General features: G+C 39.5%; 24 protein-coding genes. 7 read left to right on the top strand and 17 right to left on the bottom strand.

What is annotated here, in order from left to right:
* Nucleotides 1-22: 22 nt before the first annotated feature.
* From EKM69_RS07645 to EKM69_RS07620, 6 genes are all read right to left on the bottom strand, one after another.
* Nucleotides 23-697 carry a hypothetical protein gene (locus EKM69_RS07645; RefSeq protein WP_125709792.1) on the bottom strand — a complete coding sequence of 225 codons (675 nt, stop codon included), beginning with the start codon at nucleotides 695-697 and terminating at the stop codon, nucleotides 23-25.
* Nucleotides 687-1505 carry an ATP-binding cassette domain-containing protein gene (locus tag EKM69_RS07640; protein WP_164505894.1) on the bottom strand — a complete coding sequence of 273 codons (819 nt, stop codon included), beginning with the start codon at nucleotides 1503-1505 and terminating at the stop codon, nucleotides 687-689. Before EKM69_RS07640 ends, EKM69_RS07645 begins: the two co-directional genes overlap by 11 nt.
* 1 nt (nucleotide 1506) lies before the next feature.
* Nucleotides 1507-1998, bottom strand: a complete 492-nt coding sequence (locus EKM69_RS07635) for a hypothetical protein (RefSeq protein WP_125709789.1) — start codon at nucleotides 1996-1998, stop codon at nucleotides 1507-1509.
* A 42-nt stretch (nucleotides 1999-2040) separates the two neighbouring features.
* Entirely contained in the window at nucleotides 2041-2589 is a 549-nt protein-coding gene (locus EKM69_RS07630) for a DNA-3-methyladenine glycosylase I (protein ID WP_125709787.1), read from the bottom strand.
* A 455-nt stretch (nucleotides 2590-3044) separates the two neighbouring features.
* A complete protein-coding gene (locus tag EKM69_RS07625) occupies nucleotides 3045-3518 on the bottom strand; it encodes a universal stress protein (protein ID WP_125709784.1) in 474 nt (157 codons plus the stop codon).
* A 69-nt stretch (nucleotides 3519-3587) separates the two neighbouring features.
* A complete protein-coding gene (locus EKM69_RS07620) occupies nucleotides 3588-4724 on the bottom strand; it encodes a glycerate kinase (RefSeq protein ID WP_125709782.1) in 1137 nt (378 codons plus the stop codon).
* A gap of 74 nt (nucleotides 4725-4798) precedes the next feature.
* On the opposite strand from EKM69_RS07620, the gene EKM69_RS07615 reads away from it, so the two are divergent.
* Entirely contained in the window at nucleotides 4799-5602 is an 804-nt protein-coding gene (locus EKM69_RS07615; protein WP_125709780.1) for a tyrosine-protein phosphatase, read from the top strand.
* Nucleotides 5603-6410: 808 nt separating this feature from the next.
* On the opposite strand, the gene EKM69_RS07610 is transcribed toward EKM69_RS07615, so the two are convergent.
* The 5 genes from EKM69_RS07610 to EKM69_RS07590 all read right to left on the bottom strand — a co-directional run bounded on the left by EKM69_RS07610 (nucleotide 6411) and on the right by EKM69_RS07590 (nucleotide 13384).
* On the bottom strand, nucleotides 6411-7070 hold the full coding sequence (locus EKM69_RS07610; protein ID WP_125709778.1) for an HD domain-containing protein: 660 nt from the start codon (nucleotides 7068-7070) through the stop codon (nucleotides 6411-6413).
* Nucleotides 7071-7213: 143 nt separating this feature from the next.
* On the bottom strand, nucleotides 7214-7474 hold the full coding sequence (locus EKM69_RS07605) for a hypothetical protein (protein ID WP_125709776.1): 261 nt from the start codon (nucleotides 7472-7474) through the stop codon (nucleotides 7214-7216).
* 1525 nt (nucleotides 7475-8999) lie between these two features.
* On the bottom strand, nucleotides 9000-11357 hold the full coding sequence (locus EKM69_RS07600; protein WP_125709774.1) for a phosphoketolase family protein: 2358 nt from the start codon (nucleotides 11355-11357) through the stop codon (nucleotides 9000-9002).
* A gap of 91 nt (nucleotides 11358-11448) precedes the next feature.
* The gene (locus EKM69_RS07595; protein ID WP_125709772.1) at nucleotides 11449-12177 is read right to left on the bottom strand and encodes a GntR family transcriptional regulator; all 729 of its coding nucleotides are present in this window, start codon (nucleotides 12175-12177) and stop codon (nucleotides 11449-11451) included.
* 202 nt (nucleotides 12178-12379) lie between these two features.
* Nucleotides 12380-13384 carry a choloylglycine hydrolase family protein gene (locus EKM69_RS07590; RefSeq protein WP_225423862.1) on the bottom strand — a complete coding sequence of 335 codons (1005 nt, stop codon included), beginning with the start codon at nucleotides 13382-13384 and terminating at the stop codon, nucleotides 12380-12382.
* Nucleotides 13385-13536: 152 nt separating this feature from the next.
* On the opposite strand from EKM69_RS07590, the gene EKM69_RS07585 reads away from it, so the two are divergent.
* The gene (locus tag EKM69_RS07585; protein WP_125709770.1) at nucleotides 13537-14484 is read left to right on the top strand and encodes a Dyp-type peroxidase; all 948 of its coding nucleotides are present in this window, start codon (nucleotides 13537-13539) and stop codon (nucleotides 14482-14484) included.
* Nucleotides 14485-15384: 900 nt separating this feature from the next.
* Here the strand turns inward: EKM69_RS07585 and EKM69_RS07580 are convergent.
* The 3 genes from EKM69_RS07580 to EKM69_RS07570 all read right to left on the bottom strand — a co-directional run bounded on the left by EKM69_RS07580 (nucleotide 15385) and on the right by EKM69_RS07570 (nucleotide 17717).
* Nucleotides 15385-16932: a PH domain-containing protein gene (locus tag EKM69_RS07580; protein WP_125709768.1), complete on the bottom strand. Its 1548-nt coding sequence runs from the start codon at nucleotides 16930-16932 to the stop codon at nucleotides 15385-15387.
* Nucleotides 16922-17407: a PH domain-containing protein gene (locus EKM69_RS07575; protein ID WP_125709766.1), complete on the bottom strand. Its 486-nt coding sequence runs from the start codon at nucleotides 17405-17407 to the stop codon at nucleotides 16922-16924. The genes EKM69_RS07580 and EKM69_RS07575 overlap by 11 nt, the downstream gene beginning before the upstream one ends.
* A gap of 103 nt (nucleotides 17408-17510) precedes the next feature.
* Entirely contained in the window at nucleotides 17511-17717 is a 207-nt protein-coding gene (locus EKM69_RS07570; RefSeq protein WP_125709764.1) for a hypothetical protein, read from the bottom strand.
* A gap of 248 nt (nucleotides 17718-17965) precedes the next feature.
* Between EKM69_RS07570 and pgtP the strand changes: the two genes are divergently transcribed.
* Together pgtP and EKM69_RS07560 are read left to right on the top strand one after the other, a co-directional pair.
* Nucleotides 17966-19324 (top strand): phosphoglycerate transporter protein PgtP, encoded by a 1359-nt coding sequence (pgtP, locus tag EKM69_RS07565; RefSeq protein WP_125709822.1) that lies wholly within the window; start codon nucleotides 17966-17968, stop codon nucleotides 19322-19324.
* A gap of 247 nt (nucleotides 19325-19571) precedes the next feature.
* Entirely contained in the window at nucleotides 19572-20681 is a 1110-nt protein-coding gene (locus tag EKM69_RS07560) for an SLC13 family permease (protein WP_125709762.1), read from the top strand.
* 572 nt (nucleotides 20682-21253) lie between these two features.
* On the opposite strand, the gene EKM69_RS07555 is transcribed toward EKM69_RS07560, so the two are convergent.
* Nucleotides 21254-21781 carry a PadR family transcriptional regulator gene (locus EKM69_RS07555; RefSeq protein WP_125709760.1) on the bottom strand — a complete coding sequence of 176 codons (528 nt, stop codon included), beginning with the start codon at nucleotides 21779-21781 and terminating at the stop codon, nucleotides 21254-21256.
* A 109-nt stretch (nucleotides 21782-21890) separates the two neighbouring features.
* Between EKM69_RS07555 and EKM69_RS07550 the strand changes: the two genes are divergently transcribed.
* On the top strand, nucleotides 21891-22430 hold the full coding sequence (locus EKM69_RS07550) for a phenolic acid decarboxylase (protein ID WP_125709758.1): 540 nt from the start codon (nucleotides 21891-21893) through the stop codon (nucleotides 22428-22430).
* Between the two features lie 662 nt (nucleotides 22431-23092).
* Here the strand turns inward: EKM69_RS07550 and EKM69_RS07545 are convergent.
* A complete protein-coding gene (locus EKM69_RS07545; protein ID WP_125709756.1) occupies nucleotides 23093-23644 on the bottom strand; it encodes a ClbS/DfsB family four-helix bundle protein in 552 nt (183 codons plus the stop codon).
* Nucleotides 23645-23743: 99 nt separating this feature from the next.
* Nucleotides 23744-24232, bottom strand: coding sequence for a cysteine hydrolase family protein (locus tag EKM69_RS07540; RefSeq protein ID WP_125709754.1), 489 nt, complete (start codon nucleotides 24230-24232; stop codon nucleotides 23744-23746).
* Between the two features lie 192 nt (nucleotides 24233-24424).
* Here EKM69_RS07540 and EKM69_RS07535 point away from each other — a divergent pair, with 192 nt between their 5' ends.
* Both EKM69_RS07535 and EKM69_RS07530 read left to right on the top strand, forming a co-directional pair.
* Nucleotides 24425-24706: a hypothetical protein gene (locus tag EKM69_RS07535; RefSeq protein WP_125709752.1), complete on the top strand. Its 282-nt coding sequence runs from the start codon at nucleotides 24425-24427 to the stop codon at nucleotides 24704-24706.
* Between the two features lie 106 nt (nucleotides 24707-24812).
* The gene (locus EKM69_RS07530) at nucleotides 24813-25460 is read left to right on the top strand and encodes a TetR/AcrR family transcriptional regulator (protein ID WP_125709750.1); all 648 of its coding nucleotides are present in this window, start codon (nucleotides 24813-24815) and stop codon (nucleotides 25458-25460) included.
* Nucleotides 25461-25471: the final 11 nt, after the last annotated feature.

Genomic DNA, 25471 nt, shown 5'->3' with positions numbered 1-25471 from the left:
GTGTAATGGCAAGCTTTTTATATCACTTTGCATAACTTTTTTTGTTGAAGAACAAGCTGATGCCGAAAAGGATGAGTGCATAAATGAACTGTCTCAAGGCTAACGGTAACAAAGCGACCATTTTGCTATGCTCTTGAAAGGTTGTCACTACGGTCGAAACTGGTGGCAAGATCCAGTTGATGTAGACCAAGATAGTATTGGTGCTGTCTGCTAACGAGAATAATACGATCACCAACAAACTGACAGCAGCAATATATTTCCGACTAGTCCACTGGGAACGGCAGATGAATGCAATTGCTGTCCCGATCCAAGAAGTTGTCATCAATACTAATATCATAGTACCATTTGCGGCCGGTGATGTAGAAAATAAGAACGTAAAAATACCCGAGATCAAAGCTGTGACCACATTAAAGACGATCAACACGAACATCTGGGTCAGTGCGTACAAATAATAGTCATCGATCCGCTGCTTCAAATAACGATTTTGCAAAGTATCTTTTTTCAAGAAGTACATTGCTAAAATCAAGGCAAAGAAAAAGTTCAAAATAATCATGCTAGGATATTTGACCTTAACGCTGTCATCCACGAGTAGGTTGAAAAACAACTCAAAGATCACTAGAAATCCTAAAAAAACGGGATAGACTAAGTCGTCCAACAAGAGTTTGGAAAAATTGCTGAATAAAAATTTAAACTTCAAGGCTGACCATCCCTTCAAACAAGTAATTCATTTCTAACATCGTATGCAAGATCCGTTCCTTTTGATCATATGGTGCTCTGATCTCGATCAAATTATTGAAAGTAGTCGTCGCATAATGAGCGATTTCTTTCGTGATCGCCATCGAGTCTTTAGTCGCTTTAAATGACATCAAATAGGCACTGCGGTCGACTGGCAATCCGGCAAGTGTCTTGCCGCTCAATAAATAATTCGTATTGAAAAAGCCATCAGTAATAGTATCGCGCATTGGAGCCGCCATAATAATACCGGAACCGTGGTCTTGCAGATCTTTAAAAATCTCCAACATATTGTGGGCGTAAAAACTATTTTGGAACGAAAACGGATCATCCATGATCAAAATATTAGGACGCTTAGCGATCGCATTTAAAAAGCTAACTCGCTGCTTGGCCCCTAATGACAACGTCTTTACTGTGCGGTCCATCAATGAACGCATGCCTAAAAAAGCCGCCATATCTTTCAATTGTGCGGACGACACAGCTAGTTTGCCCTCGATCTGTCGAGTTTGTTCTAAATAATCACCAACACTAATGTCAATGACTTCAGTCTCGACTTGTGGCATAAAACTGATCCGAACTCCCGGAGTAGTAGTAACTTTACCACTATCTGCTTCATTCAAACCAACGACTGTCTCTAACAACGCTGTCTTACCTGATCCAGCATCCCCCACGATGTTGATAGCTTGGTTTTGAGCTAAAGAAAAGGTTACATGCTTGAATGCAAAGTAACCTTTTCTTTCAAAAGATAAATCTCTGACTGATAACAAGTCCATCTTAATCTTGCCAATCTGCAATTGCCTTAGCTGCCAAAGCAACTGAAAGGATCGCATCCTTTGAGATAGAGTTTCTAATATCAGCAACGATTGTATTGGCAAAAACAGCACCAATCACAACGAAAGAATAGTTTACTAAGTCAACGTCGACCTTAGGACTGTATTCGCCATCAGGAAATGGATTTTCGTGGTTGTAAGTAAAGTTAACATCGTGGTCAGCTAACGAACCATCAATGTGGTTGACCAAAACGCGATCTTTTAATTCGCTCAATTTAGCCTCAGGATTTTGAAGTGTCAAACGGTGATCAGACTCATTTTCGTAGTAGTCTTCTTCAGTCATATCAAAGTATTCTTTGATCGGCTTTCTTAACACTTCCAAGTTATCGATGACATCGTAAACACGTTGTGCATCAAACTTAACTGAGTTGTTTTCAATCTTGTTGGCGTTATCGTCAAGCCATTCGCCAAACTCACTAATAGTTTCAGAATTCATTTTATTTCCTCCAGTTAGCTTACATTATACTGAAAAATCGTTTCATTTAAAATCGCATTGATCTAAATGATCATTGATCACGCCGACCGCTTGCAAGTATGAGTAGATGATCGTCGGCCCAACAAAGCGAAAGCCACGCTTCTTCAAATCCTTGCTGATCCGTTGCGACAGCTCATCTTGAGCCAACATTTCATCGTCTTTTTTTAGATGATGATCGATAACTTTTCCGTCAGTAAAGCTCCAAATATAATCAGAAAATTTTTTGCCTTTTTCATGCATCTCAACGATTTTCTGGGCATTGTTGATCGTAGCAGAAATCTTCAGCTTATTATGAATGATGCCGGGATCGTTGCGGAGTTCCTCTTGCTTGGTCTCATCAAATTTTGCGACTTTTTGATAATCGAAGTCAGCAAAAGCTTTGCGATACCCTTCACGTCGTTTGATGATCGTCGACCAGGATAAACCCGCTTGCGACAATTCTAGCGTTAGCATTTCAAAAAAGTATTTCTCATCGTGACTTGGCTTGCACCATTCGTTATCGTGATATGCTTCCATCTCTGGAAAAGTATTTTCGGCCCATTTACAGCGCATGGTTTTACTCCTTTGATTCAGTTAGTTTATTTGGATAGTCAATATTTTCATTGTACTACTGGTTGGTTTTGATAGTCTTTTGTTGTTATATCTACTGGCTTTAATTTAAATTACGTTTTTTTGTTGTTTGTATTCTTGTTCAGCAAAAAAGAGGCCGGATTTTGGCCTCTTTTTTTGGTTTTGGATTTTTTGTTTGAGCTTGGTGTTCACTATTTTTTTAGTGAACTTTGGTTGTTTGGTTGCCAAATGTTGTTTGTTTTATGCCAAACCTCGATTGTTTGATGACCAAACGTTCTTAGGTTTGTTACCAAACGTTGCCCGTTTTATAGCGGAAACGAGTTCCGGCGCACAGCGGCCTCCGGTTAACACATGTAGTCGCGGCACGGCTTCGCCGCGCCTTGTGCGACTACACGCGTTAATCCTCAGCAGCTACCCGTGCGCCTCCACTCTCTTTTTTATTTAATGGTTTTATTATCAACGTCAGTTCTAACAATAATAACATCAGTTCTAGCATTACGTGTGACATACTCCGATACTGATCCGACTAATAGTCTTGTTACTGCGTTCATTCCGGTTGATCCGATCATGATTAGGTCGTTTTTGTATTCTTCTACGAATTCTGTGGCGATGACTGTTTTTGGTTCTCCGAATCTTACGTGGATGGCAATTTTGTCTGAGTCAAAGCCGTCTTTGACTGCTTCGTCTTTTAATTCGTTGAGATACTTTTGTGCATCTTCTGATAGTTGGTAAATTACATCCCCGTTTAACATTCCACCGTGTAAGCCGATGAATTGTTTTGTATCAAGAACTGTTAGTACGTCAATGTGACCTTTGTTCATTGCTGCCACTTTGACGGCCTTGTGAAATGCCATTTCTGCTTCTTTTGATCCATCTACTGGTACCAAAATCTTTTCATAGTCTTGTTCCATAATTTAATCCTCCAACAACGCCCTTAATCGAAAGCTTTACCTTTAGATTAATGCATAATTTTATTAATTTCAATCTTTTCCATTATGAAATGCACCCAATGTTCTCGCTAATTGATTAGCGATCGATTCATAATGTTCAAAAATTATTTGTTCATCTTTACTTTTTAATGAATAATTCGACATTTGTGTCGAGAATATTCCGGTAAAAAGTTGTTCATAATCTTCAAAGTCATCAATAAAGTTGTTACAAAAAATGAAGGTCGGCATTTTGGAAAAGCCGGCGATCTTGCTCAGGTGAAACAGGATTTCATCGTGCATGGATTCTGAAGACACTTCGTCAGTGGCGGTTATCATAACGTCAGCTGACCGGATCGTTTCATCCATCCCAGTGACATTGGCGACCCATTCGAAAGACGAACGCGAAATATGGGCGTCCATCATCGCAAATGCACCGGCCAATGTATTAATGGAGCCTGAACGAGGCATCGGGTGTATATCTAAATTATACTTCTTATTGATTTTTTCTGTAATATAAAGCAGGTTATCCTCTAAAAAATCTTTTTGCGTTTCAGATAAGTAGTCGTGCTTTTCCTTCATTTCAATGCTAGTAGAATAACTCAGCAAGACGGTGATCTTCACTTTTCGTAGCAATTTATAGACATCGTCGAGATCAGCCTCATAACCGTTTATCAGCGGGTTTTCACCTTCTGGTATCAAATCCCCACCTTCGTCATAAATCTTAGCTCCAAGAGCTTGGAGGGCTCCTAAACCACCATCGTATGATTCAGACGTCCCCAAAGAAATAACAATCTGGCGATAGCCACTCGTCACTGCATCCATAATGAACTCGCCAATACCATAACTCGTCGCATGAAAAAGATCATTTCGACTTTTTGATTCGGCTAATTCTGGGCCAACTATTTGTTCTGTATCAATAATTGCGGTATCCTGACTATCAATGTTCGTTAATAAGTAACGTCCCATCTTATTTTGCCAAAAGGCATCAAAGAAAAGTAAATCGGCCCATTTACCACCAATTGTATGGGCTACTAACGCAGGCATTCCATATTTACTATCCGTCACAGGCATAGTAACTATCTGAGCATCTGGCAGTGCCCGTGAGATACCACTATATATCGCTTGTCCGATCAGTTTCGAGCTGATCGATGAATCATGATACTTTCCTGGAGCGATAAGAAATTTCATGGATAAATCTTCCTTTTGCTATAATATATAAATGATTCAGTCTATAGACTAAATTGAGAAGAGAGGTTCTTTTTATGGACAGAGCAACTGAAAGCGCACGTCGCATTTTAGACCTAGAAGCCGGCATCAACTTCCGTGAATTGGGAGGATACCAGACTGTCAACGGTCAGTCCGTCAAATATCACAAAGCCCTTCGTTCAGCTGGACTCGGTGATCTAACTAATAACGATATTAAGTACTTAAAAGACTATGGCGTAAAAACCGACGTAGATTTTCGTTCCAAAGACGAGATCGACAAAAAACCTGATCGCGTACCAACTGGTGCCAAATATGTTTCCTTACCAGTTTTTGTTGAAGATCAAACTGAAGCATCCAAAATTGAAGATCGGGTAATTCCCGAAATCGACTTTGATCCGCACGACGGTTACAACCACATGCTAGATGTCTATCGCAACATGATCACTGAAGACCAAGCACGAGTAGCCTATCGAAGATTTTTCGATGAACTATTAGGCAATAGCAACGACAATGAAGTAGTCTTATTCCATTGTACAGCAGGAAAAGATAGAACCGGCATGGGTGCCGTTTTCTTTCTTTATTCTTTAGGAGTTCCCTTGCCAACGATCAAACAAGACTACTTACTAACCAATCAAGCAAGTAAAATCTACGTAGCAAACGTCTTAAAGCAAGTAGAAGCCAAAGATCCAAGCCTAGTCGAATCGATCAAGGCACTCTTAACAGTCAACGAAAGCTACTTAGACGTCGCTCAAAAAGCCATCGAGGAGACCTCTGGTAGTCTAGATAATTATATCAGAAGCGAATTAAAAGTTAGCGATAATGAAATTAACGACTTGAAGAAAATTTATTTATTGAAATAAATCCGTAACAAGTTTTTCCTAATTAAGTTGCAAAAGCATCATAATTTCTTCATATTTACCAGTTATTATGTATTCATAAGCTAAGGAAGCAAGAAACAGTCCTTAACTTATACCTCTTCATAATAATTCTCATAATTCAAATGGATATAATTCTCATAATAAAATTCAAGTAGCGGTTGAGACCTCCTCAAGTTTTGACTGCTTTAATGTAAAAGCCAGAAAGGGTGATTCCTTTCTGGCTTTTTTTGTGTTTTGATTTTGTTTGTTTTAGTTGTTTGTGTAGAGGTTCACTGCCGGTTCTGGGAGGGTTCCAGGAATTGCGCCGTGGAACGCCATGGGCACCACTCTGAGCTATCCGGGAAACCCACCCGGACATCTCACAGCTGGGCCTTTCACTAGGCGATAAATCGCCAAGTGAAATTTCATGGCTGACGGCGAATTCCTTCCACCCTCCCAGAACCTAAGGTGGTAATAACCCATTCTGTTGGTGGGTGGGAACGGTACTTATTTTTTTCCTACAAAATTGTTTTGGCTGATTTGGTGGTACCTTTTGTTTTTTTCGTTCTTACGAGTTTGGTTTTTCTCCCTATCTTGTTGATTCTTGTTTTGCGTTATCATCGGCTGCTATTCTGGATGTTTTTTCTCTTTGGCTTACTCCTCGGTTCCCCTCGGAGTTACGCCCCGTTCTTTAACTGCAGTTTTCCCCCACTCTTACTATTTGGATAAATCAATTATTGGTTGAGCAAATCAACATTTTTTCTTGCCCTCAATTGAGATTCTTATCTCTCATCCACCGTAGATTGGATTCTTACTTTTGTCCGAGATTCCATTCTTCTTTAAATTCAGTCAAGTAGTCTTCCATGAACTTATGTCTTTTCTTGGCGATTGCTTGAGCTGATTTGGTGTTCATCATTCCTTCTAGTTTTAGTAATTTTTCGTAGAAGTGGTTGATGATGGTTTCGTCTGATAGATTTCGGTATTCTTTTATGTCCATGTTTTCTCTTGGCTTGACGGTTGGATCGTAGATTGTTTCGGCGTTGGCTCCTCCGTAGTAGATGGCTCGAGTTATGCCGATTGCTCCGATGGCGTCTAGGCGGTCGGCATCTTGGACTATTTGACCTTCTAGGGTCAATTTTGGTGGATTTTCGCTTAGAGATTTGCTGAAGCCTATGTTGTGGGTTATGAATAGGACTTCGTTTGCTTGTTCATCCGTGAAGTCGATTTTTTGCAAAAATTCTTTGATCTCTTTTTCTAACTTAGCCGGGTCGTCGACTAGTTTGTCGTCGGCTACGTCGTGCAAATATGCTGCTGCCAAAGTGATCAATTGATTGGCGTGCTCTGATTCGCTCAGATTTTGGACCATATTGACCACGCGCTCGATGTGATCGAAGTTGTGTCCGGTCGTGTCAGCTGACATTTTTGAATAGGAAAAGTCCTTAATTTGCTTAATTTGTTCAGAAATATCCATCTCAATACCTCATCTTCATTATATGTATAGGTACATTTTAACAAAGACCAGGAAACATTTTTAAAAAGCCGAATCCACCAATGATTCCACTCGGTAAAAATGGGCAAAAAAAATAGCACCCCTCTGGATGCTATCAATCGAAATTAGTTAATAAACTTGAGAAGCCCTTTTCTGGCAATTCTGCAATTTGCGTAAACTGCAAATACAATAGCCCCGATTAAAATAACGGGCAGTGAGAATCGGCTTCCTATGGCCAAGAGCAAGATCGCTAACGCGACGATCACAGCTGCTCCTGCAAGTTTAATAAGTGATCCAATAATTTGAATTGTCATAAATTCCACCGCCTCTAAATATATTTTTCCTACACGCTTAACGTAACACGTAAATTCTTCACTTTCAACCATTTAGGGTTAAGTTTTTTAAGTTCAATGAAAGCGTTTACTTACCTTTAATTTAAGTTTCTAAGACATTTCCTAATTATTAAAACTGTCTTGTGAAATTAATAAGCTTTCAAGCGGATAAATGAGATTGAATTTCATTTATCGTTAGATAAAAATTAGGCATAATTAAAAAAACTTAATAAAAAAATATTTAAAAAAGCAGAAAATTGCTTGTCTAGAGGTGAGAGGAAAAAAGCAGCAAAAGTGGTTTGGAACTAATAATAGAAAATGAGATGAGAGGATTAATCTGAGGTAGTGATGGTTTGGAGGTAGTAGTTTGGTTGGAGGTTCACTGCCGGTTCCAGGGCGGGGCGCTATATGGGATTGGAACGCTGTGGACATCGATTGAAGCTATCCGGGAAGTTAACCCGGACATCTCCAATACGAGTCTTATTCTAAGCGATAAATCGCTAAGAATAATTTCACAGCTGAACCCATATAGCGCCCCGCCCTTCCACCTAGATTAGTAATCAATTCTTCTTTGTGGTGGGTGGGCTCCACTCAAGATAGATCAAATCGCCACTATCAATGCTCCCTATTTCTCACTTGTCTATCTCAATATCCTCCAGAGTATTAAGTTCAAGTTCAAAGACAATAAAACCAAAATGCAAATATAATTGCCCATTTTCAATGAATACTTGAACTAACTTACCAACCGATGATATCCAAGTAAAAAATCGACAAGATAAATACATCAGGTAAAGATCCTAGGACACAAGAAAACATAAGTGCCAAAGACCCATCCAAATCAGTCAAATACTATAAGAATAAGTACCGTAACCCCACCAAAAGATGATGTTTGCACCACCCTAGGTTCTGCGGGAGGGTGGAGGGAATTCGCTGTCAGCCATGAAATTTTACTTGGCAATTTATTGCCTAGTAAAAGGCCCAGCTGTGAGATGTCCGGGCGATTTTCCCGGATAGCTCAGAGTGGTGCCCATGGCGTTCCACAGCGCAATTCCCGGAACCCTCCCGCAGAACCGGCAGTGAACCACGACCCAACCAATTACCACCACAAAAATCAACAAGATAGACACATCAAACAAAGATCCTAGGACACAAGAAAACATAAGTACCAAAAAATCATCCAAATCAGTCAGACTCTATAAAACTAAGTACCGTAACCCCACCAAAAGATGATGTTTGCACCACCATAGGTTCTGCGGGGGATGGAGGAAATTCGCTGTCAGGTGTGAAATTTTACTTGGCAATTTATTGCCTAGTAAAAGGCCGAGTTTTGAGATGTCCGGGCGAACTTCCCGGATAGCTCAAAATCGTGCCCACACCGTTCCACAGCGAAATTTCCGGAATCCCCCGCAGAACCGGCAGTGAACCACCACCCAAACTACTACACAAACAAAAATAAAACACAAAAAAAAGCATTTCCCACCAAAACAGCAGGAAATGCTCAAAATCAAATAACAAACGGAAAAAATGTAAAAGATTTTTATATAGAAATTAGGAATGTGAATTTATTAAAGGTTTAGTTTTAGATATCCCATTTCCATGAAGTAACTTCTGGCAAGTCATCACCGTTTTCACGGATATACTTGTTATGCTTGTCAACAATAGCTTCCATCTCGTCAGCAAAGTCGCCGGCAGCGTCACCTTGAACAGCAACTGCAGCTTCTTCAGCCAAGTGGAATCTATCCATTTCGTTTACGACACGCATATCAAATGGAGTTGTGATATCACCGTTTTCACGGTAGCCATGTACGTAAAGGTTGTGGTTGTCACGATCGAAGAAGATTTCTTTGATGATATCTTCGAAGCCGTGGAATGCAAAGATAACTGGCTTGTCGATTGTGAAGATTTCGTTGAATTCTTCGTTAGTTAAACCACGAGGGTCAACTTCTGGTGCACGAAGTTTAAGTAAGTCAACGATGTTTACGAATCTTACCTTGATATCAGGTTTTGATTTTCTCAAAATGCTGATAGCAGCAAGTGATTCGATTGTTGGTTCTGTACCAACTGAAGCGAAGACAACATCTGGTTCGCCACCATTATCATTTGAAGCCCAGTCGATTACCTTGTAACCTTTATCAGCTAATTCTTGTGCTTCGTCCATGTTGAAGAATTGTAGACGAGGTTGTTTTGAAGTAACTAATAAGTTGATCTTTTCTTGGTCATCCAAAATCTTAGGCATAACAGCAAGCAATGAGTTTGTGTCAGCTGGGAAGTATTCACGGATGTATTCTGGTTTCTTTTCAGCCAAGTGAGTGATCAAACCTGGATCTTGGTGAGTGTAACCATTGTGGTCTTGTTGGAAAGCAGTTGAAGTAGCGATCACGTTAAGTGAAGGATACTTGTTTCTCCATGAAAGTTCGTTAGCTTTTCTTAACCACTTGAAGTGTTGTGTAAGCATTGAGTCAACAACTCTTAAGAAAGCTTCGTATGAAGCGAAGATACCATGACGTCCTGTCAATGTGTAACCTTCGTTAAATCCTTCAGCTTGGTGTTCTGAAAGTTGTGAATCGATGATACGACCAGCTGGTGCTTCATATTGGTCGTTAGGTTCTTTAACTTGTTCCATCCATTGACGAGGTGAAGCTTCAAATGCGCCATATAGACGGTTTGACATTGTTTCATCAGGTCCGAATAATCTGAATGTCTTAGGGTTGTTTCTGATAACGTCACCTAAGTATTTACCTAAGTTGATCATATCTTGTGATTCGATTTGACCTGGCTTGTCGAATTTAAGTTCGTAATTCTTGAAGTCTGGTAGGTCTAATGGTTGAGGGTCTACTCCACCGTTTGTAATAGGGTTCATAGCCATACGCTTGTTACCCTTAGGTGTAATAGCAGCAATTTCATCCTTCAATGAACCATCATCGTTGAATAGTTCTTCTGGCTTGTAACTCTTCATCCAGTCAACTAATGCATCGATATGTTCCATGTGGTTTTGGTCTACAGGAATTGGAATTTGGTGAGCTCTAAATGAGTTTTCAATTGGAACGCCATCCCATTCTTTAGGACCAGTCCAGCCCTTAGGAGCACGGAAGATAACAACTGGCCAGTTAGGCATCTTAGCATCGTCTGCTGAACCTTTTCTAGCTTCTGCTTGGATAGCTTGGATCTTTTCGATAGCTTCATCGAAGACCTTAGCTGTTTCTGGGTGCATCTTAGCAGGATCGTCACCTTCAACGAACATTGGATCCCAGCCCATACCTGTAAAGTATTCTGTCAATTCTTTGTCAGTCTTACGTGACAAGATTGTTGGGTTAGAAATCTTGAATCCGTTCAAGTCAAGGATTGGTAGAACAGCACCGTCATCAACAGGGTTGATGAATGTGTTTGAGAACCATGATGCAGCAAGTGGACCAGTTTCTGATTCACCATCACCGATAACTACAGCAGCGATTTGATCAGGGTTATCAAGGATAGCACCAACACCGTGTGAAAGTGAGTAACCTAGTTCTCCACCTTCGTGGATTGAACCTGGTGTTTCAGGAGCAGCGTGAGATGCAACACCGCCTGGGAATGAGAATTGTTTGAACAATTTCTTCATACCAGCTTCGTCTTGTGTGATCTCTGGATAATCTTCTGTATATGAACCGTCTAAGTAAGCGTTAGAAACCATAACTTGCCCACCATGTCCTGGTCCTTCGATATAGAACATGTTTAGGTCATATTTGTTGATAAGACGATTTAAATGAGCATAGATGAAGTTTTGTCCAGCAATTGTACCCCAGTGGCCAATTGGATGAACTTTAACGTCGTCAGCTTTAACGTCACGTTTCAACAATGGGTTATCTTTAAAATAAAGTTGTCCAACAGAAATGTAGTTGGCAGCACGCCAATATTTATCAATAAGGTTTAAATATTCTTTAGATGAATAGTCTGTCATTAGTACACTCTCCTTATGTATTTATCTAGTATAATATACGGTATTTTTATAAAAGTCAACCATTTAATTAATTGGACCGTTCCAATTAAGTCTATCTATTGTCTAGGTCAACGAATGAGTCGTACTTAAAATATTTATAGTGCAATTTCATCGTTGAAAATTCGAAAGGTGTTCCATCATTCAAGAAGAAAATACCTTCCATCAATCCGACAGGCTCATTAGGATTTAAATCCAAAAGCTCCTGGCCTTCCTCATCAGAAGGAGCAGCTGTAATAGTTAAATAAGTCTTGTTAACTTCTTGTTCCAATTCAGTTTCGACATAATTAAAAATCGATTCTGAAGCAATTTCTTCGGATAATTCGGGGGCTAATTTAATCGGAATATAGCCCGTTTCGATCATAAATGGCACCGAGTCGATCAAGCGTAAACGCTTGAAGGAGTAAACAAACTCACCCGGTTTTAAAAATAAGTTATCCTGTAACTCCTCATCGGGACGGATAACATCGAACTCTAAAACTTTGATGCTAGGTTTTTGACCATTAACTTGGAAACTATCAGTGATACCTAAATTTTTCCCACTATAGTTAAAACCAGAATCTTGTTTCAAATATAGTGGATTAATGAAAGTTCCGGAACCGCGTTTTTTAAAAATTATTCCTTGCTCAGCCATGTTGCCGAGAGCTCGCTTAATGGAACTTCTACTGACAGCATATTGCTCAGCTAAGGATCGCTCATCGGGTAATTTCATGTCGGGAAATTTGCCCAGCTCGATCTCTTTGCGAAGAGAATCGATGATTTTTTTGTAGATTAAATCTGCCACGAAATCCTCCTATTTTTTATTGGGTCGTACCAATAATATTTTTGGTTATCTCAATCGTTTGTAGTATATCCTATTTTTTCGACAAATACCATCCCAATTGTTCGGAATCCGGGCAATAAAAAAAGCTCAGGGTAAATAAATCCCCCAAGCTCAATGTCTTCATCCTATCAAGGTGCGAGATAAAATGAAATTAATATGCTTATTATTTATCATTCAAATTTGCAAATTGTTGGTCAGCTGCGACTGGAAATTGTTTAGGTTCCGACTGATTTTTGATCAGATCATCGGTCATAGCAACCGAATAAATTGTCCGATTTCCATAAGGAACGAAGTACATCGCCTTATTTGTCAGGTCCAAAACCGTTTGGTATTGTGTATAACTCGATTCGCCGTTGTCTTTAATATTGACGCCACGAGGGATCGTTACACTGTCGAGGACGTGCAAGATCATATTAACTGCTTGTTGAGCAGTTTCTGGTTTTTCAACGCTCTCACGAATAAAAGCAGTTCTGACGAAACGGTCAACAGCCGTATAACCTCCGGGCAAGCGGAAAGTTCCGTTTTGACCTAAAGGAATAACTTCTTCTTCACCAAAAGTCTTTCCAGCAAAGTTAGTTGGTTGAGCTCCTAAATAGTTTGCTAAGTTAGTCTTATGCCAGTTGTAATCAGGCGTATTCGTCATGACGCCGACCTTATCTTCTTGCAAGACCAAGCCATTTCCTTGAGGTTCCAAGACGTAAGTAGCCCCAGTAGCATCGCTAAAAATAAAGTGTAGTGGCTGATTGACACCCATGACACCCTTGGCAGATTCAATGATTCGCACATCTTTTAAGTTATTATTGAGATCTTCAATGCTCTTGTTATTACCCAAAGCCCAGAGCAAAAATTCTTCAGCCACCACATTGACTGCACCGTCAGTTGGTTCTTGATCGTATTCAGCAGCATTTGCGAAATACAATTCAGCAGCAGAAAGCCCGTATTCATTGAAACCGTCAGCAATCATGTAGTTTTTACCAAACTTAGCCCCGGTTCCCATGATGGCATACTTAGTAGAATAAACTTCCTCGTCGAAAGAAGACGTCCATTGATATTCCTCCGGTAAAAATGTAGGTGCTCCGTGTAATTCAAAGGCAAAGTCCATCGTTCTGGCCAAAAACTTTGAACCATCCAAAGCGGAAAAACTCAAGCTAGTACACATAGTCGTCATCCTTTCGATTCTCTAATATTGATAAATTTATTATCCACTTATTGTCGAACAAATGTAATTCAAAATCAATAAATTGAACATGTTCGAATTAATAAAGTTTTTTAACAATATGTAGTAGAATTAATTATATTAAAGGAATTCGGAGGTAATTTATGTCAATTAATATCAAAGATTCTCAAGATGTCTATAAAGATGCTGGTGAAAACGTAACGTTCGTTACTTTGGATCTAAAACGAAAAGATCTCGACAAAGAACGTGACGTCATCTCAGAATTTGCGGACATGTCAAATTCGATCATCAACAGCATGCGGATCAGAAATCAAAATGACCAACTAGCTGTAGCATGGGGTTTCAGTTCAGATGGTTGGGACTACTTGTTCCCAAATGCTAACAAGCCAAAGGAACTAGAAACTTTTAAAGAAATAAAGGGTCCAAAATACACTGCACCATCAACACCTGGTGACTTATTCTTCCACGTTCGTGCCAAAACAGAAGCTGTTGTTTACGAAGTAATGGATCAATTCATGGACATCCTACGTCCAGTCACAAAAGTAGTTGATGAAACACACGGCTTCAGATATCTCGAAGGTCGTGCCATCATCGGCTTCATCGACGGAACAGAAAATCCAGCCGGCGTCGAATCAATGGATTACACTTTGATCGACAGCGACGAAGATCCCGACTTTGCTAACGGATCATACGCTTTTTCACAAAAATACATGCACAACATGGACGAATGGAAAAAGCTTCCTACGACTGAACAAGAAAAAACAATCGGACGTAGAAAATTCTCTGACCGTGAATTAGACGAAGACGAAAAATCGCCAAACGCTCACAACATCGTTTCAAAAGACGAACGTGACGGCGTTGAACACAAAATCGTCAGAATGAACGTACCTTTCTCAAATCCATCAAAGGATAGAACTGGTACTTACTTCATCGGCTATTCTAAGAGCTGGGAGATCACTCGTAATATGTTGACTAATATGTTTACGAAGAGCGATCGTCTTCTCGATTTTAGTACTCCTGTTTCTGGTACTTTGTTCTTTATTCCTTCTAAGACGGTGTTGGATTCTATTGCTGAGGGTGATTTGTATTAAAGTTTTTTAGCAGCGATTTTTGTTTCGCTGCTTTTTTTTGTGTTTCATTTTTTCTGGTTCTGGTTGCTGTGGTTGTGGTTCACTGCCGGGTCTGGGGGATTCCGGAAAATTCGCCGTGGAACGGTGTGGACATCGATTGAAGCTCACCGAAGAAAAGCGCTTCGCCGATCTCCAATACGAGTCTTATTCTAAGCGATAAATCGCTAAGAATAATTTCACACCTGACGGCGATTTTCCTCCATCCCCCAGACCCTAGGGTTTTATAAAATCAATTTTTTTGTGGGGGGTACGGTACTTATCTTTACTTGTTAAACCTGCTGCGGTTGGATAGATGCACTGTTCTTGATCTTCGTTCTTGAGATTTTAACTTGTAAAGACAGTTCAAAAACAGGATCCATCCATCATCAAAGCATCCCTTTTTCTCTCTTGCTCTAACTACTTTCTTTAAAATGTTACGTAAAAAAAGAGAACATTTTCTGAATTGCTTCAGTACTATCTGAAGTAATTAGAATGTTCTCTTTTTTATTTTTTTATTTAACATATTTTTCTACACACATATCGAGTCTCTAACAAAACTATTTCTAATATTTAAGACGTTCTGAGAAAGGCTCCAAATTCATTAAAATACTAGCACTCACAAAATGTACGGACACAAACACAGCTATAAAACATTTTTATCCTATAAAGCAATGGAGCTGTTCAACCCACCCCCTAAGATACTAGATGTAACTTAGGTTCTGTGGAGGGTGGAGGGAATTCGCCGTCAGCCGCGAAATAAAGGAACGTAAGTGCTGACGCACTTGCGCAACTGGTTCTTGGTGGTGGCTACGCCACCGAACAACTAAGGAAGCCACGGCGCAATTCCCGGAACCCTCCACAGAACCGGCAACAAACCACCACCTAAACATCCTTATACCAATCTAGTATCTCATCTACATCCGATTCCTTTTGATAGTTGGTATTTAATTTTCTTTTTGTTACTCCTGATCTGAGGTTGATCGTTAAACTGGCTAATTTTTTCTTTTCTAACCAAATACTCTGTCTCTTTTCAGCCGACTGGATTGTCTGCCTTGGTACTAAGACTAACTGTTTTGTCATTATGCGATTGTTTCTAATCGCAATGTAGTTTTCATCTAGGGTTTGGACTTTGGTTCTTTTTATGGTCATGATTGCTGGCAAGAACCAGAAGGCTATGTCCAGGATCACGAAGGCTACGCAGAGCCATGGGACCATGAATAATAAGCCTACGAAAATGGCTGAACTTCCCAATGTCAATAGTGTTGCGTTTCTTAAGTTGTAATAGTAGGTCCACTTGATCGGTTTGAACGGTTTGACCTTTTCTACTGGGATCGATGGGAAGAATTGGTTTAGGAAGTCGTTTACTTTTCCTACTATTATCACTGGCATGACGATGATGTCTTTGTCCGTGTCGTCTTGATGAGAGTTCGAGATGACGACTAGTTGTACCGTGGCGATGTTGAGCCATTGTCTAAATAGTGGTTGTTTAACTAATACCGCTTGAACTCGTTTTAGTGAGATGGTCGTCTTTTTTGTCTTGAAAAAACCTCTGGTGGTGACGAATTGCTGCTTGTTTTCGACTAGTTTGAAGTTGTAGTACTGATTGATCAATATCAAAACTGATCCAATGTAAAAAAGCAGTAATACTACTACTACGATCAAGATGACGATCAAAATACCCAAATGGGCAGCTTTTTTGAACAAGTACTCATACATTTGGTCGCTGATGGCCTGTTCAAATTTTCCGTAGGCCGCCAAAACTACCAAGAGCCCACTTAAAAAAGCTGGCGAAGTTAAGGCGAATTTGATGAGATCTTTTTTGGTGATCGCGTACGTATTGGACGAAGTTTCTTCCACTGGTTCGGCAAGTTCTTCATCCGTTGTGGCATCCCCTAAGTCGTCTGTTGGTGAATTATTCGTTTCTATATTATTTATTTTTGAACTGTCAAAATTTGTTTCATCATTATTTTCAGCAACAGCTTGACTGGAAAGTTTTTGACTACGTAATTTTTCCAATTGGTCTTTTAAGTCGACCGATACCGCAAAAAGTGACACTTCGGAATCATCCGCATGACTGGCGGTCTCGACTTCGAGTTTTTCCACACCGAATGGTTTTAAGAAAAACCACTGATCTGAGGTGATGTTTTGGATCCGGTCATATGGGACGTGGTCATCGTGTCGGATGAAAATTCCGTGTTTGACGACGATCTCATCCTCCTTTAATTCAAAGGTGAAACGGAAATAATTGGCTATCGACATGGCAAAAATCAAAATCGCAATTACGATGACTACTGGTACTATCGGCAATTCTGACCAAAAATTGGCGATCCCAATGATTGTTACTATGATTGGCACGATCAAATTTTTAATATCGCTGATCAAAAAATACAATAACGCGATCGGATGCAGATGCTGAGCTTTAGATGTCATTTCTGGCCTCCTTAGCTAGCTTCATGATCAACTCTTTCAAGTCGTTAGCTTCTTGTTCTTTTAAACCAGCGATATCCTCACCACCGGCGGCAGTCATGACTTTAACTTTTTGCAAATGCTTCAGACGGATCACTGGCCCTTGGATCAAGGTAACATTTTGGACCCGAGCAATCGGAATGACGATCTGCTTGCGAAAGAAAAAGCCGTGATGGAGTTCGACTTGTCGGTCGTTGATATAATACGTCCAAAAACGGTAATGATATGGAACTAAGGCGAGCTCGACCAACGATTCGATTACTCCAAAAGCTGCAATCACCCATGTGATCGACCACAGCCAAGGCTGCCAAGAATCTGGTGCTAACAATGCCCAGACTAAAAATGGCACCGCAATCAGTAGCCACACTAGCAAATCGATCAGCGCTCTGATCCGCCAAATAGTCTTGATTTCAACTGGTAGTTGCTTAACGTTGTCCATACTCCTAATCCCCCTTGTTTCAATTAGGATATCAATTTTTAAGTATTAAAAAAAGCCTGATAGTTTTTAGATGCGATTTCCAACTATCAAGCTTCTCTGATATTTATTTTTTTATTTGTGAATTCTTTTTGATCCGTTCTGGTTGTACTTGCCAGTTATCCTTGACGAACATGATGGCAAAAAAGACAAACGAACCGGCGGCGACCCCTAAGAAGATCCGGCCGATGAAAAAGGTAGGATCGTAGGTCAATTCGATCACAGCTACGATCATTGATACTAGGATGAATAAATTTAGGCGAATATTATTCATGAAAATCATCTCCCCTTGATAACACTTTCATTTTATCAAAAAAATTTTCAATTGTTTATGAATTATTTTTATCACTAATATACTATAAGTGCTAATTTAAGAATATATCATGACCTAGTAATTGATAATATTTCTTAATATATGACAATTTATTATAAATTACGTTGACATTTATCAATTATTTGTTCATTATGAAAACGGTTACTTATCAAGTGATCAAAATTATGCCATCAGGGGAGGCATTTGTTATGGGCTTTTTAACACCACCAACGACCAATAAGATGGTGCCGAAAGATAAAATTGATCCAACTTACAAGAAATTACGTTGGCAAGTTTTCATCGGTATTTTTATTGGTTACGCTGGTTACTACCTACTCCGGAACAACTTTTCATTGGTAATTCCAAAATTGGTTGATGAAGGTTTTTCCAAAACTCAACTGGGGATAGCATTCTCAGCTGTGTCTATCGCTTACGGATTCAGTAAATTCTTTAGCGGGATAATTTCTGACCGTAGTAATGCACGTATCTTTTTACCATTAGGATTGATCCTTACAGCTATCATCAACTTGATGTTTGGATTTATCCCAGCATTGACTCAATCGATCACTGCTATGTTCATTTTGCTATTTTTGATTGGTTGGTTCGAAGGAATGGGTTGGCCGCCTTCTGGACGTGTTCTGACTCACTGGTATTCCGTTTCTGAACGTGGGGGCTGGACTTCCACTTGGAATATCGCGCACAACGTCGGTGGAGCCTTAATGGCACCACTTGCTGCGTTTGGTATTTCCTTCTTCGCAGCCAACGTTACCGGTATGAAATCATATACCGGTGCCTTTATTATTCCCGCTATCGTCGGTATCATCGTTGCGATCGTCGCTTACTTTTTGATTCGTGATACACCTGAATCACAAGGTCTACCACCTATCGAAGAATACAAAGACGACTATCCTAACGAAGAGCACGAAATGTTTGAAACAGAAATGACAGCCAAGGAGATCTTATTCCAACACGTTTTGAACAACAAATGGGTTTGGATCATCGCCTTCGCCAACATTTTCGTTTACTTCGTACGTTATGGCGTAGAAAACTGGGCTCCCGCCTTTTTAACAGAGATGCGTAACATCTCGCTTCAAGGTTCATCTAATTCATATATGATCTACGAATTAGCCGGTATCCCAGGAACAATTTTTGCTGGTTGGGTATCTGACAAACTATTCAAAGGACGCCGTGGTCCTGCTGGATTCAGTTTCATGCTCATCGTCAGCATCTTCGTCATCATGTACTGGAAAGCTACCAACCTAGCAATGATCAACATCTCATTATTCATGATCGGATTCTTGATCTACGGACCAGTAATGTTGATCGGACTACAAGCACTAGATTCCGTACCGAAAAAAGCAGCCGGAACAGCAGCCGGCCTAACCGGCCTCTTCGGATACTTATTCGGATCAGTAGCTGCCAACGCCATCATGGGTGTAATCGTAGACCACATGGGCTGGACAGCTGGCTTCATCACAATCTTCATGTCATGCTTAATTGCCGCAGCATTGTTCGCATTAACTTGGAACTTGCGTGGTCAGGAAATCGTACCAAAAGACAAAAAATAAATCCATTTAGTCATTTTCCACAAAAAGAAGTTGTCATTTTGACAGCTTCTTTTTTTACCAACCATTTTTATTAAAATTATTCCATTGTGTATGTTGACCCTGTGGCTTTCAAAGTTCACAATGAACGGTGGACTAATTCCACATATTTTTATAAATAAAAATCAATATCATTATGTATAATATACTTAATGCGTTTTTTTAAAGTTTAATATTATTTATGGGTTAATTTCCTAGGGGAAGAGCATATATGAATGTCTTAAAACGAGTTTTCTCGGACAAGGTGCTGTGGATCGCTGGTGCGGCCGCGATCATTACATCTTTTATCAGTCCGCCACAGCTTTCAGATATTAACTGGAAAACTATTACCTCATTGCTTTCAATGATGATAATTATCCAGATTTATGATTACCTTGATTTACTTAAGTACTATGCAGCTTATTTAACTAGAAGCGCCAAAACGACTCAACAACTAATGTTTATGTTAGGTAGTTTATCGTTTTTCGGCGCGATGTTTTTGACTAACGATGTTACGATCTTAACGTTAGTTCCGCTTTTTTATAAGATCACCAAGAGCCTGAAGATCAATCCGATCTATCCGGTGATCTTGATCACATTAGCGGCAAACCTCGGTAGTATTTTCACGCCGTTTGGTAATACGCATAACTTGTTCATCTTGACACATTTCAATTTGAGCATCAGTCAATTCTTCGTTATGTCAACGCCAATTACGATCATCAACTTCATCGTAGTCTTCATCGTAACTAGATTTTTTAAAAAAACAAAAATCGAGCTCCACAAGCTTCCTTCCGTTGAGCTCAACATGCCACATTTGACACTAACTTTGATGGTAACCATCGTGATTTTCTTAGGAATTTTCTCAGTTATCCCAATTTGGTCATCACTAGTAGCCGCTTTGTTACTAGTAGTTTTCATCAATCCAAAAATTTTACAAGTAGTTGATTATTCCATCGTGCTGATCTTTATGTGTTTCTTCATCGCCGTTGGTAACATCAACCGAGATCCTTCGATCGTTAACCATTTGTCTGGTTTGATCCAGACGAAGACTGGTACTTACCTTACTTCGATCATTACTTCGCAATTTATTAGTAATGTTCCTACTACTATTTTGGTTTCTAAGTTTTCTAACTATATTCATGCTATTTTTCTTGGTACTAATATTGGTGGTTTGGGTACTGTGGTTGGTTCTTTGGCTAACTTGCTTGCTTTTAAGCAGTATCGGTTTTACTTTAAGGAGAATGTTGGTAAGTATATGGCCGCATTTTCGGTTATTAACTTTAGTTTACTGATTTTGCTTGGTGTTATTGGATTTTTCTTGATTGATATTATTCCTACTTAGATTTAATTGCTTCTGATTGTATTTTGATCAGAAGCTTTTTTTATACCCTAGAGGTGTGAGAGTTTTTGGCAGACGAGAAGCATTTTGCTTGGTTGGACGTTTGTGATTTTGGGTGGTTATTTGGATGGTGGTAGTAGTTTGTGTTGAGGTGGTTCACTGCCGACTCCGGGGCCCGGGGATACAGCTACTGGAACGCTGCCGGCATCGATTGAAGCTATCCGGGAAGTTCACCCGGACATCTCCAATACGAGCCTTCTTGTAAGCGGTAAACCGCTAACAAGAATTTGGCGGCTGAGGACTGTATCCCCGGGCCCCTCCGTCTAGATAGAGGTAATCATAACCCCTCCTTTTTTTGATTGGGACCGATCTTTTTTGATCAAGTTGGCACTGCGTGCGCGTCCTAGTTTTTGTGGTCTATCTCAATTTCTACATTGGTTAGTAAGTTCAAAATCAAGATCAAGCCCCTTATTCATTTTTATTGATTGTTTACTATTCGTCTATCTTGATACTGTTCGTTCACTTAGAAAATGCAAAGGGACTAATTCGTGTGAATTAGTCTCTTTTTGATATTTCTACTTAATTTCATCCAACCATTTTAGGTAATCATTTTCTCTTTGAATGGCGTGTTTTAGGACGTTATAATGTCCGTTTTGATTTTGTTTAGTCTTTTCGGTGGGAAATTTATCTTTCATTTGTTGTTTTAGGTGGTTTAATTTTTCTTGACGGGCTTGTTTTTGTTCGTTGATCATTTCTGGTAGTAGTGGTGAGGTTTTGCTGTCGATGAAGTATAGCTTTAAGATGAATTCATCGTGACTATTGTCTGCTTCTGAGGGTTCTTTTAGCCATTTTTCGAAGAGTTCTTTTCCGTTGGGGGTAATGTCGTAACTTTTCTTTACTAGTTTGGGACCGGCTTGAATTTCGTGGTGGGTTATTAGTTGCTCTTGTTCCATCTTTTTTAGTAGCGGATATATTTGACTATGGTTGGCGGTCCAAAATTCTCCGATGTCACTGTCGAAGGCCTTGGTTAGGTCGTAGCCAGTTTTAGACTCTATGTTTAGCAATCCTAGGATTATGAATTGGAGTCTATTTTTTTGTGCCATTTTTAAATTGCTCCCTTGACTTTGCTTTGTGATGAGTATACTCTAATCCAGTAAACAAAAACATGTAATTATTTACATGTTAATAATTACCTTAAAAAGATGAATGCATATGACTGAAAAAACTTTTAAGACTTTAGACGACTTTTTAGGAACACATTTTATTTATACTTATGATAATGGCTGGGAATATGAATGGTACGCCAAAAATGACCATACTGTTGACTACCGGATCCACGGTGGAATGGTTGGTGGACGTTGGGTCACTGATCAAGAAGCTGACATTGTTATGTTGACTGAAGGCATCTATAAAATTTCTTGGACTGAACCAACAGGCACCGATGTCGCACTCGACTTCATGCCAAATGAAAAGAAACTTCACGGAACAATTTTCTTCCCTAAATGGGTCGAAGAACATCCTGAGATCACCGTGACTTACCAAAATGAACACATCGACTTGATGGAAGAATCTAGAGAAAAATACGAAACATATCCCAAACTAGTCGTCCCAGAATTCGCCAACATCACCTACATGGGTGAAGCAGGTCAAAACAACGAAGATGTAATTTCAGAAGCCCCATACAAAGAAATGCCCAACGATATCAGAAACGGCAAATACTTCGACCAAAACTACCACCGAATCAACAAATAACTCCTTCCCCCCAGATAACAAATAATGATAAATTAAATATCAACAACAAAAGCTACGATCTCCAAAAAACGAGAACGTAGCTTTTTTCATTATTTTCTTGTCTTACCGTTTAAGTTAAACATTGAGAAAGGAAAAATTATATTCATATCAAGAACATCTTAACAATCATAAAATAGCAACCGATGATAGAACAAACAAAAATCAACAAGATAAAAACCAGATAAAAATTGTAAGACACCGAAAAAGAAGTACGAATCCAAACTAACCAAAGCAGTATTCTACTGTAAAAATAAGTACCGTAACCCCCACAAAAATTTGGATTTTGCTCCCAATTAGGTTCTGGTGGGGTGGAGGGAATTCGCCGTAAGCCGCGAAATTTTCGTTTGCACGGCGTGGGCCGTGCTTACGAAAAGGTCAAGCTTTGAGATGTCCAAGGCGGGTTTCCTTGGATAGCTCAAAGTTGGACCGCAGCGTTCCACGGCGCAATTCCCGGAACCCCACCAGAACCGGGAACCAGCCTCCACCCATCATCCTTCCGAAAACATCATCAAACACAAAACCAAAAATCAAAACCAAAAATCAAAACCAAAACCAAAACCAAAAACCAAAACCAATCAAAAAAGCCGAAACACAACCCGTTTCGGCTTTTTTTATATTAATAATTAGGCGTTTTGCGCCTCGCTCTTTCTCGTAGTGAAGTTCTTCCACTTGCGAACTTGGCGGCTGTAGTTAGTAAAAGGCGAGATGGCGTTGATCCGGATCCATTTGGAAACTGGCCACATTGCTTTGGTCGTAGCCCATTTTCTTTGGCCCGGTTGGAACAGCTCATCTTCTGGCATCTTATCGACCCATTCTAGTAGCTCTTTTACTACTCGACCTAATTCTTGTTCCTCTTTTTGCAGACCTTCGCTGCCATACTTGACGTTGAAGTCGTCATACAGTTGTCTCATTTGATCCCATTTGTATCCTGGCGTTGGAGTGGTTATCTCTTGTCCGCTTTCCTCGGCTTTTTCCCAGGAGAGGATCATGTGGATCCAACCTACTTGATATGACAACATTTCACGTGGAGTTTTGTCGACTTGATCGATTCTGTCGTCGGCATCGCTGTCAGAAATTCCCTCATATTCACTGATGAACTTTTGATAGCTCTCTTTCAAGTGTTCGATCAGATCTGCTGAATTTTTATATCCCTGCATATTTTCGCTACCTTTCATTAGATTCGAAAGACTAGACTCCCACAGATTCTATTATAGTCCCCTGAAATGGTAATTGCACAAAATATGTTCATAACATATATATTCTTAAAAATATTATTATATAAATGTCAAGAAATTACTGCCCCAAATATCCTCAAAAAAGGTGATTGTCTCGGATGCTGTCATGAATTCATTGTCATATGTCGTCGTCATTTCCGGCTGCATGTATAGGTCATAGCCTAAACCGTGTGCCATGGTGATCGTCGCGTTGACGCAGTATTCCGTCTGCAAGCCACAGATCTCTAGCTGATTTAGATCATTATCCGTTAATAAGTCGTTGAGCTCTGTTTTGTAAAAAGCATTCAAGTGTGTTTTTTGCACGGTCATGTCTTCTGGCGTTGCTAGTAGTTCGTCTGCTAATTGCCACTCTTTACTGCCTGGCAATAATCCTTTTTCGGTATGCTGGATGAAGATCACTGGTGCACCTACTTCTTGATATTCCTCGATCCGTTGGTTGATTTTCTCGACTAATTCATTGAAATGATAGGCGTCGGAAAAGCCTTTTTGCATGTCCATCACTAATAGTACTTGGGCTGTTTTTGCCATGGTTATCTCCTTTGTTTTGTTTTGATATAATTATTATGTTGTTAATTTTAAACTTGATTATTTTTTAGTACAAAAATATTAAATATATTATTGACATCGTCTCTGATAGTGTTATATTTAAGTTGCAGATGAGATAGTGAGTACTCACCCGCAACATTTTTTAGAAATTATATAGAATAGAGGTTGGTTATTATGTTTACGACAATGTTTTGGATTTTGGCAGTTTGGTTTGTAATCAATGTTATCTGGATGTGGTTTGTAATGGATAACTCAAACCTTGAAAAGACTTTTGCTTGGATCAACGTCGTTGCGATCGTCGTTGGTTTCTGGGTATACTTTGCTGCAACGAAAGTCGGCGGCATCGACACTTGGTTCAATGCCCTCAACTACATTAATATTATTGTAGCTGCTATCCAATTTTACATTGGATACCACGGCATCGACAAGTCTAGTCATAATACTCACGAAGCATAGTTTCTACACTTTTCATTTTTCCTACTAGGTTAAATAGCCAATAACGCGGGCTATTTGACCTTTTTTGTTTTAAAATAGAAGTATTACTTGTGAAAGGGTGTTCATCATGCATAACATTATTAGTATTTACGAAAACTCTCCTGAGACTCATGGATTGACTGAAAAACAACTAAAGATCTTCAAATCGGCAATCGAGCTTTTTTCCAAAAAAGGCTACGCCAACACTAGTACTAAAGAAATTGCCGAAAACGCCGGCGTTTCTGAAGGTAGTATTTTTAAAAAATTCAAAAATAAAGAAGAACTGCTTTTTTCGATTTTAAATCCCCTCTCTCGTAACATCCTGCCTCAACTAGTTAATGAGTTTTCGGAAGAAACTTTGCAAATACGTTATGAATCCCTTCATGATTTCATTTCGGCTTTAATTCACAACCGCAATATTTTTGTTAAGGAAAACGTCGATGTGATCAAAATTTTTGTCGATGAATTCATTTATGACTTGCGAATCCGTGACAAAATGGTCAAGGCTGTTCCTTATCAATACATCAAGAGTTTCAATGACGTCTTAAATGACTTGAAAAAGCGGAACTTGATGATCGATTGGATGAACAGTGAAATTTGGAGAACGATTTTTTCAGCTTATTTTGGCTATGTTGCTGAGCATTACTTGATCTTCCCCGATATGAAATTCGATGAAAAAGTCGAGTTAGAGCATACAATTGATGCAATCGTTAAAGCTTTAACGCCAAACGTTTAGGTTTTGGATTT

The organism is Companilactobacillus zhongbaensis, assembly GCF_003946515.1.
Lineage (GTDB): Bacteria > Bacillota > Bacilli > Lactobacillales > Lactobacillaceae > Companilactobacillus > Companilactobacillus zhongbaensis.
This window is presented reverse-complemented; position numbering and strand designations above follow the sequence as displayed.

Coding starts and splice junctions, on each gene's coding strand:
- EKM69_RS07570 (WP_125709764.1), bottom strand. CDS start 17,717: ATGAATAATATTCGCCTAAATTTATTCATCCTAGTATCAATGATCGTA.
- EKM69_RS07530 (WP_125709750.1), top strand. CDS start 24,813: ATGCATAACATTATTAGTATTTACGAAAACTCTCCTGAGACTCATGGA.
- EKM69_RS07535 (WP_125709752.1), top strand. CDS start 24,425: ATGTTTACGACAATGTTTTGGATTTTGGCAGTTTGGTTTGTAATCAAT.
- EKM69_RS07560 (WP_125709762.1), top strand. CDS start 19,572: ATGAATGTCTTAAAACGAGTTTTCTCGGACAAGGTGCTGTGGATCGCT.
- EKM69_RS07625 (WP_125709784.1), bottom strand. CDS start 3,518: ATGGAACAAGACTATGAAAAGATTTTGGTACCAGTAGATGGATCAAAA.
- EKM69_RS07590 (WP_225423862.1), bottom strand. CDS start 13,384: ATGACGACTATGTGTACTAGCTTGAGTTTTTCCGCTTTGGATGGTTCA.
- EKM69_RS07550 (WP_125709758.1), top strand. CDS start 21,891: ATGACTGAAAAAACTTTTAAGACTTTAGACGACTTTTTAGGAACACAT.
- EKM69_RS07640 (WP_164505894.1), bottom strand. CDS start 1,505: ATGGACTTGTTATCAGTCAGAGATTTATCTTTTGAAAGAAAAGGTTAC.
- EKM69_RS07580 (WP_125709768.1), bottom strand. CDS start 16,932: ATGACATCTAAAGCTCAGCATCTGCATCCGATCGCGTTATTGTATTTT.
- EKM69_RS07575 (WP_125709766.1), bottom strand. CDS start 17,407: ATGGACAACGTTAAGCAACTACCAGTTGAAATCAAGACTATTTGGCGG.
- EKM69_RS07610 (WP_125709778.1), bottom strand. CDS start 7,070: ATGGATATTTCTGAACAAATTAAGCAAATTAAGGACTTTTCCTATTCA.
- pgtP (WP_125709822.1), top strand. CDS start 17,966: ATGGGCTTTTTAACACCACCAACGACCAATAAGATGGTGCCGAAAGAT.
- EKM69_RS07545 (WP_125709756.1), bottom strand. CDS start 23,644: ATGAAAGGTAGCGAAAATATGCAGGGATATAAAAATTCAGCAGATCTG.
- EKM69_RS07630 (WP_125709787.1), bottom strand. CDS start 2,589: ATGCGCTGTAAATGGGCCGAAAATACTTTTCCAGAGATGGAAGCATAT.
- EKM69_RS07555 (WP_125709760.1), bottom strand. CDS start 21,781: ATGGCACAAAAAAATAGACTCCAATTCATAATCCTAGGATTGCTAAAC.
- EKM69_RS07605 (WP_125709776.1), bottom strand. CDS start 7,474: ATGGTTGAAAGTGAAGAATTTACGTGTTACGTTAAGCGTGTAGGAAAA.
- EKM69_RS07635 (WP_125709789.1), bottom strand. CDS start 1,998: ATGAATTCTGAAACTATTAGTGAGTTTGGCGAATGGCTTGACGATAAC.
- EKM69_RS07585 (WP_125709770.1), top strand. CDS start 13,537: ATGTCAATTAATATCAAAGATTCTCAAGATGTCTATAAAGATGCTGGT.
- EKM69_RS07615 (WP_125709780.1), top strand. CDS start 4,799: ATGGACAGAGCAACTGAAAGCGCACGTCGCATTTTAGACCTAGAAGCC.
- EKM69_RS07540 (WP_125709754.1), bottom strand. CDS start 24,232: ATGGCAAAAACAGCCCAAGTACTATTAGTGATGGACATGCAAAAAGGC.
- EKM69_RS07620 (WP_125709782.1), bottom strand. CDS start 4,724: ATGAAATTTCTTATCGCTCCAGGAAAGTATCATGATTCATCGATCAGC.
- EKM69_RS07600 (WP_125709774.1), bottom strand. CDS start 11,357: ATGACAGACTATTCATCTAAAGAATATTTAAACCTTATTGATAAATAT.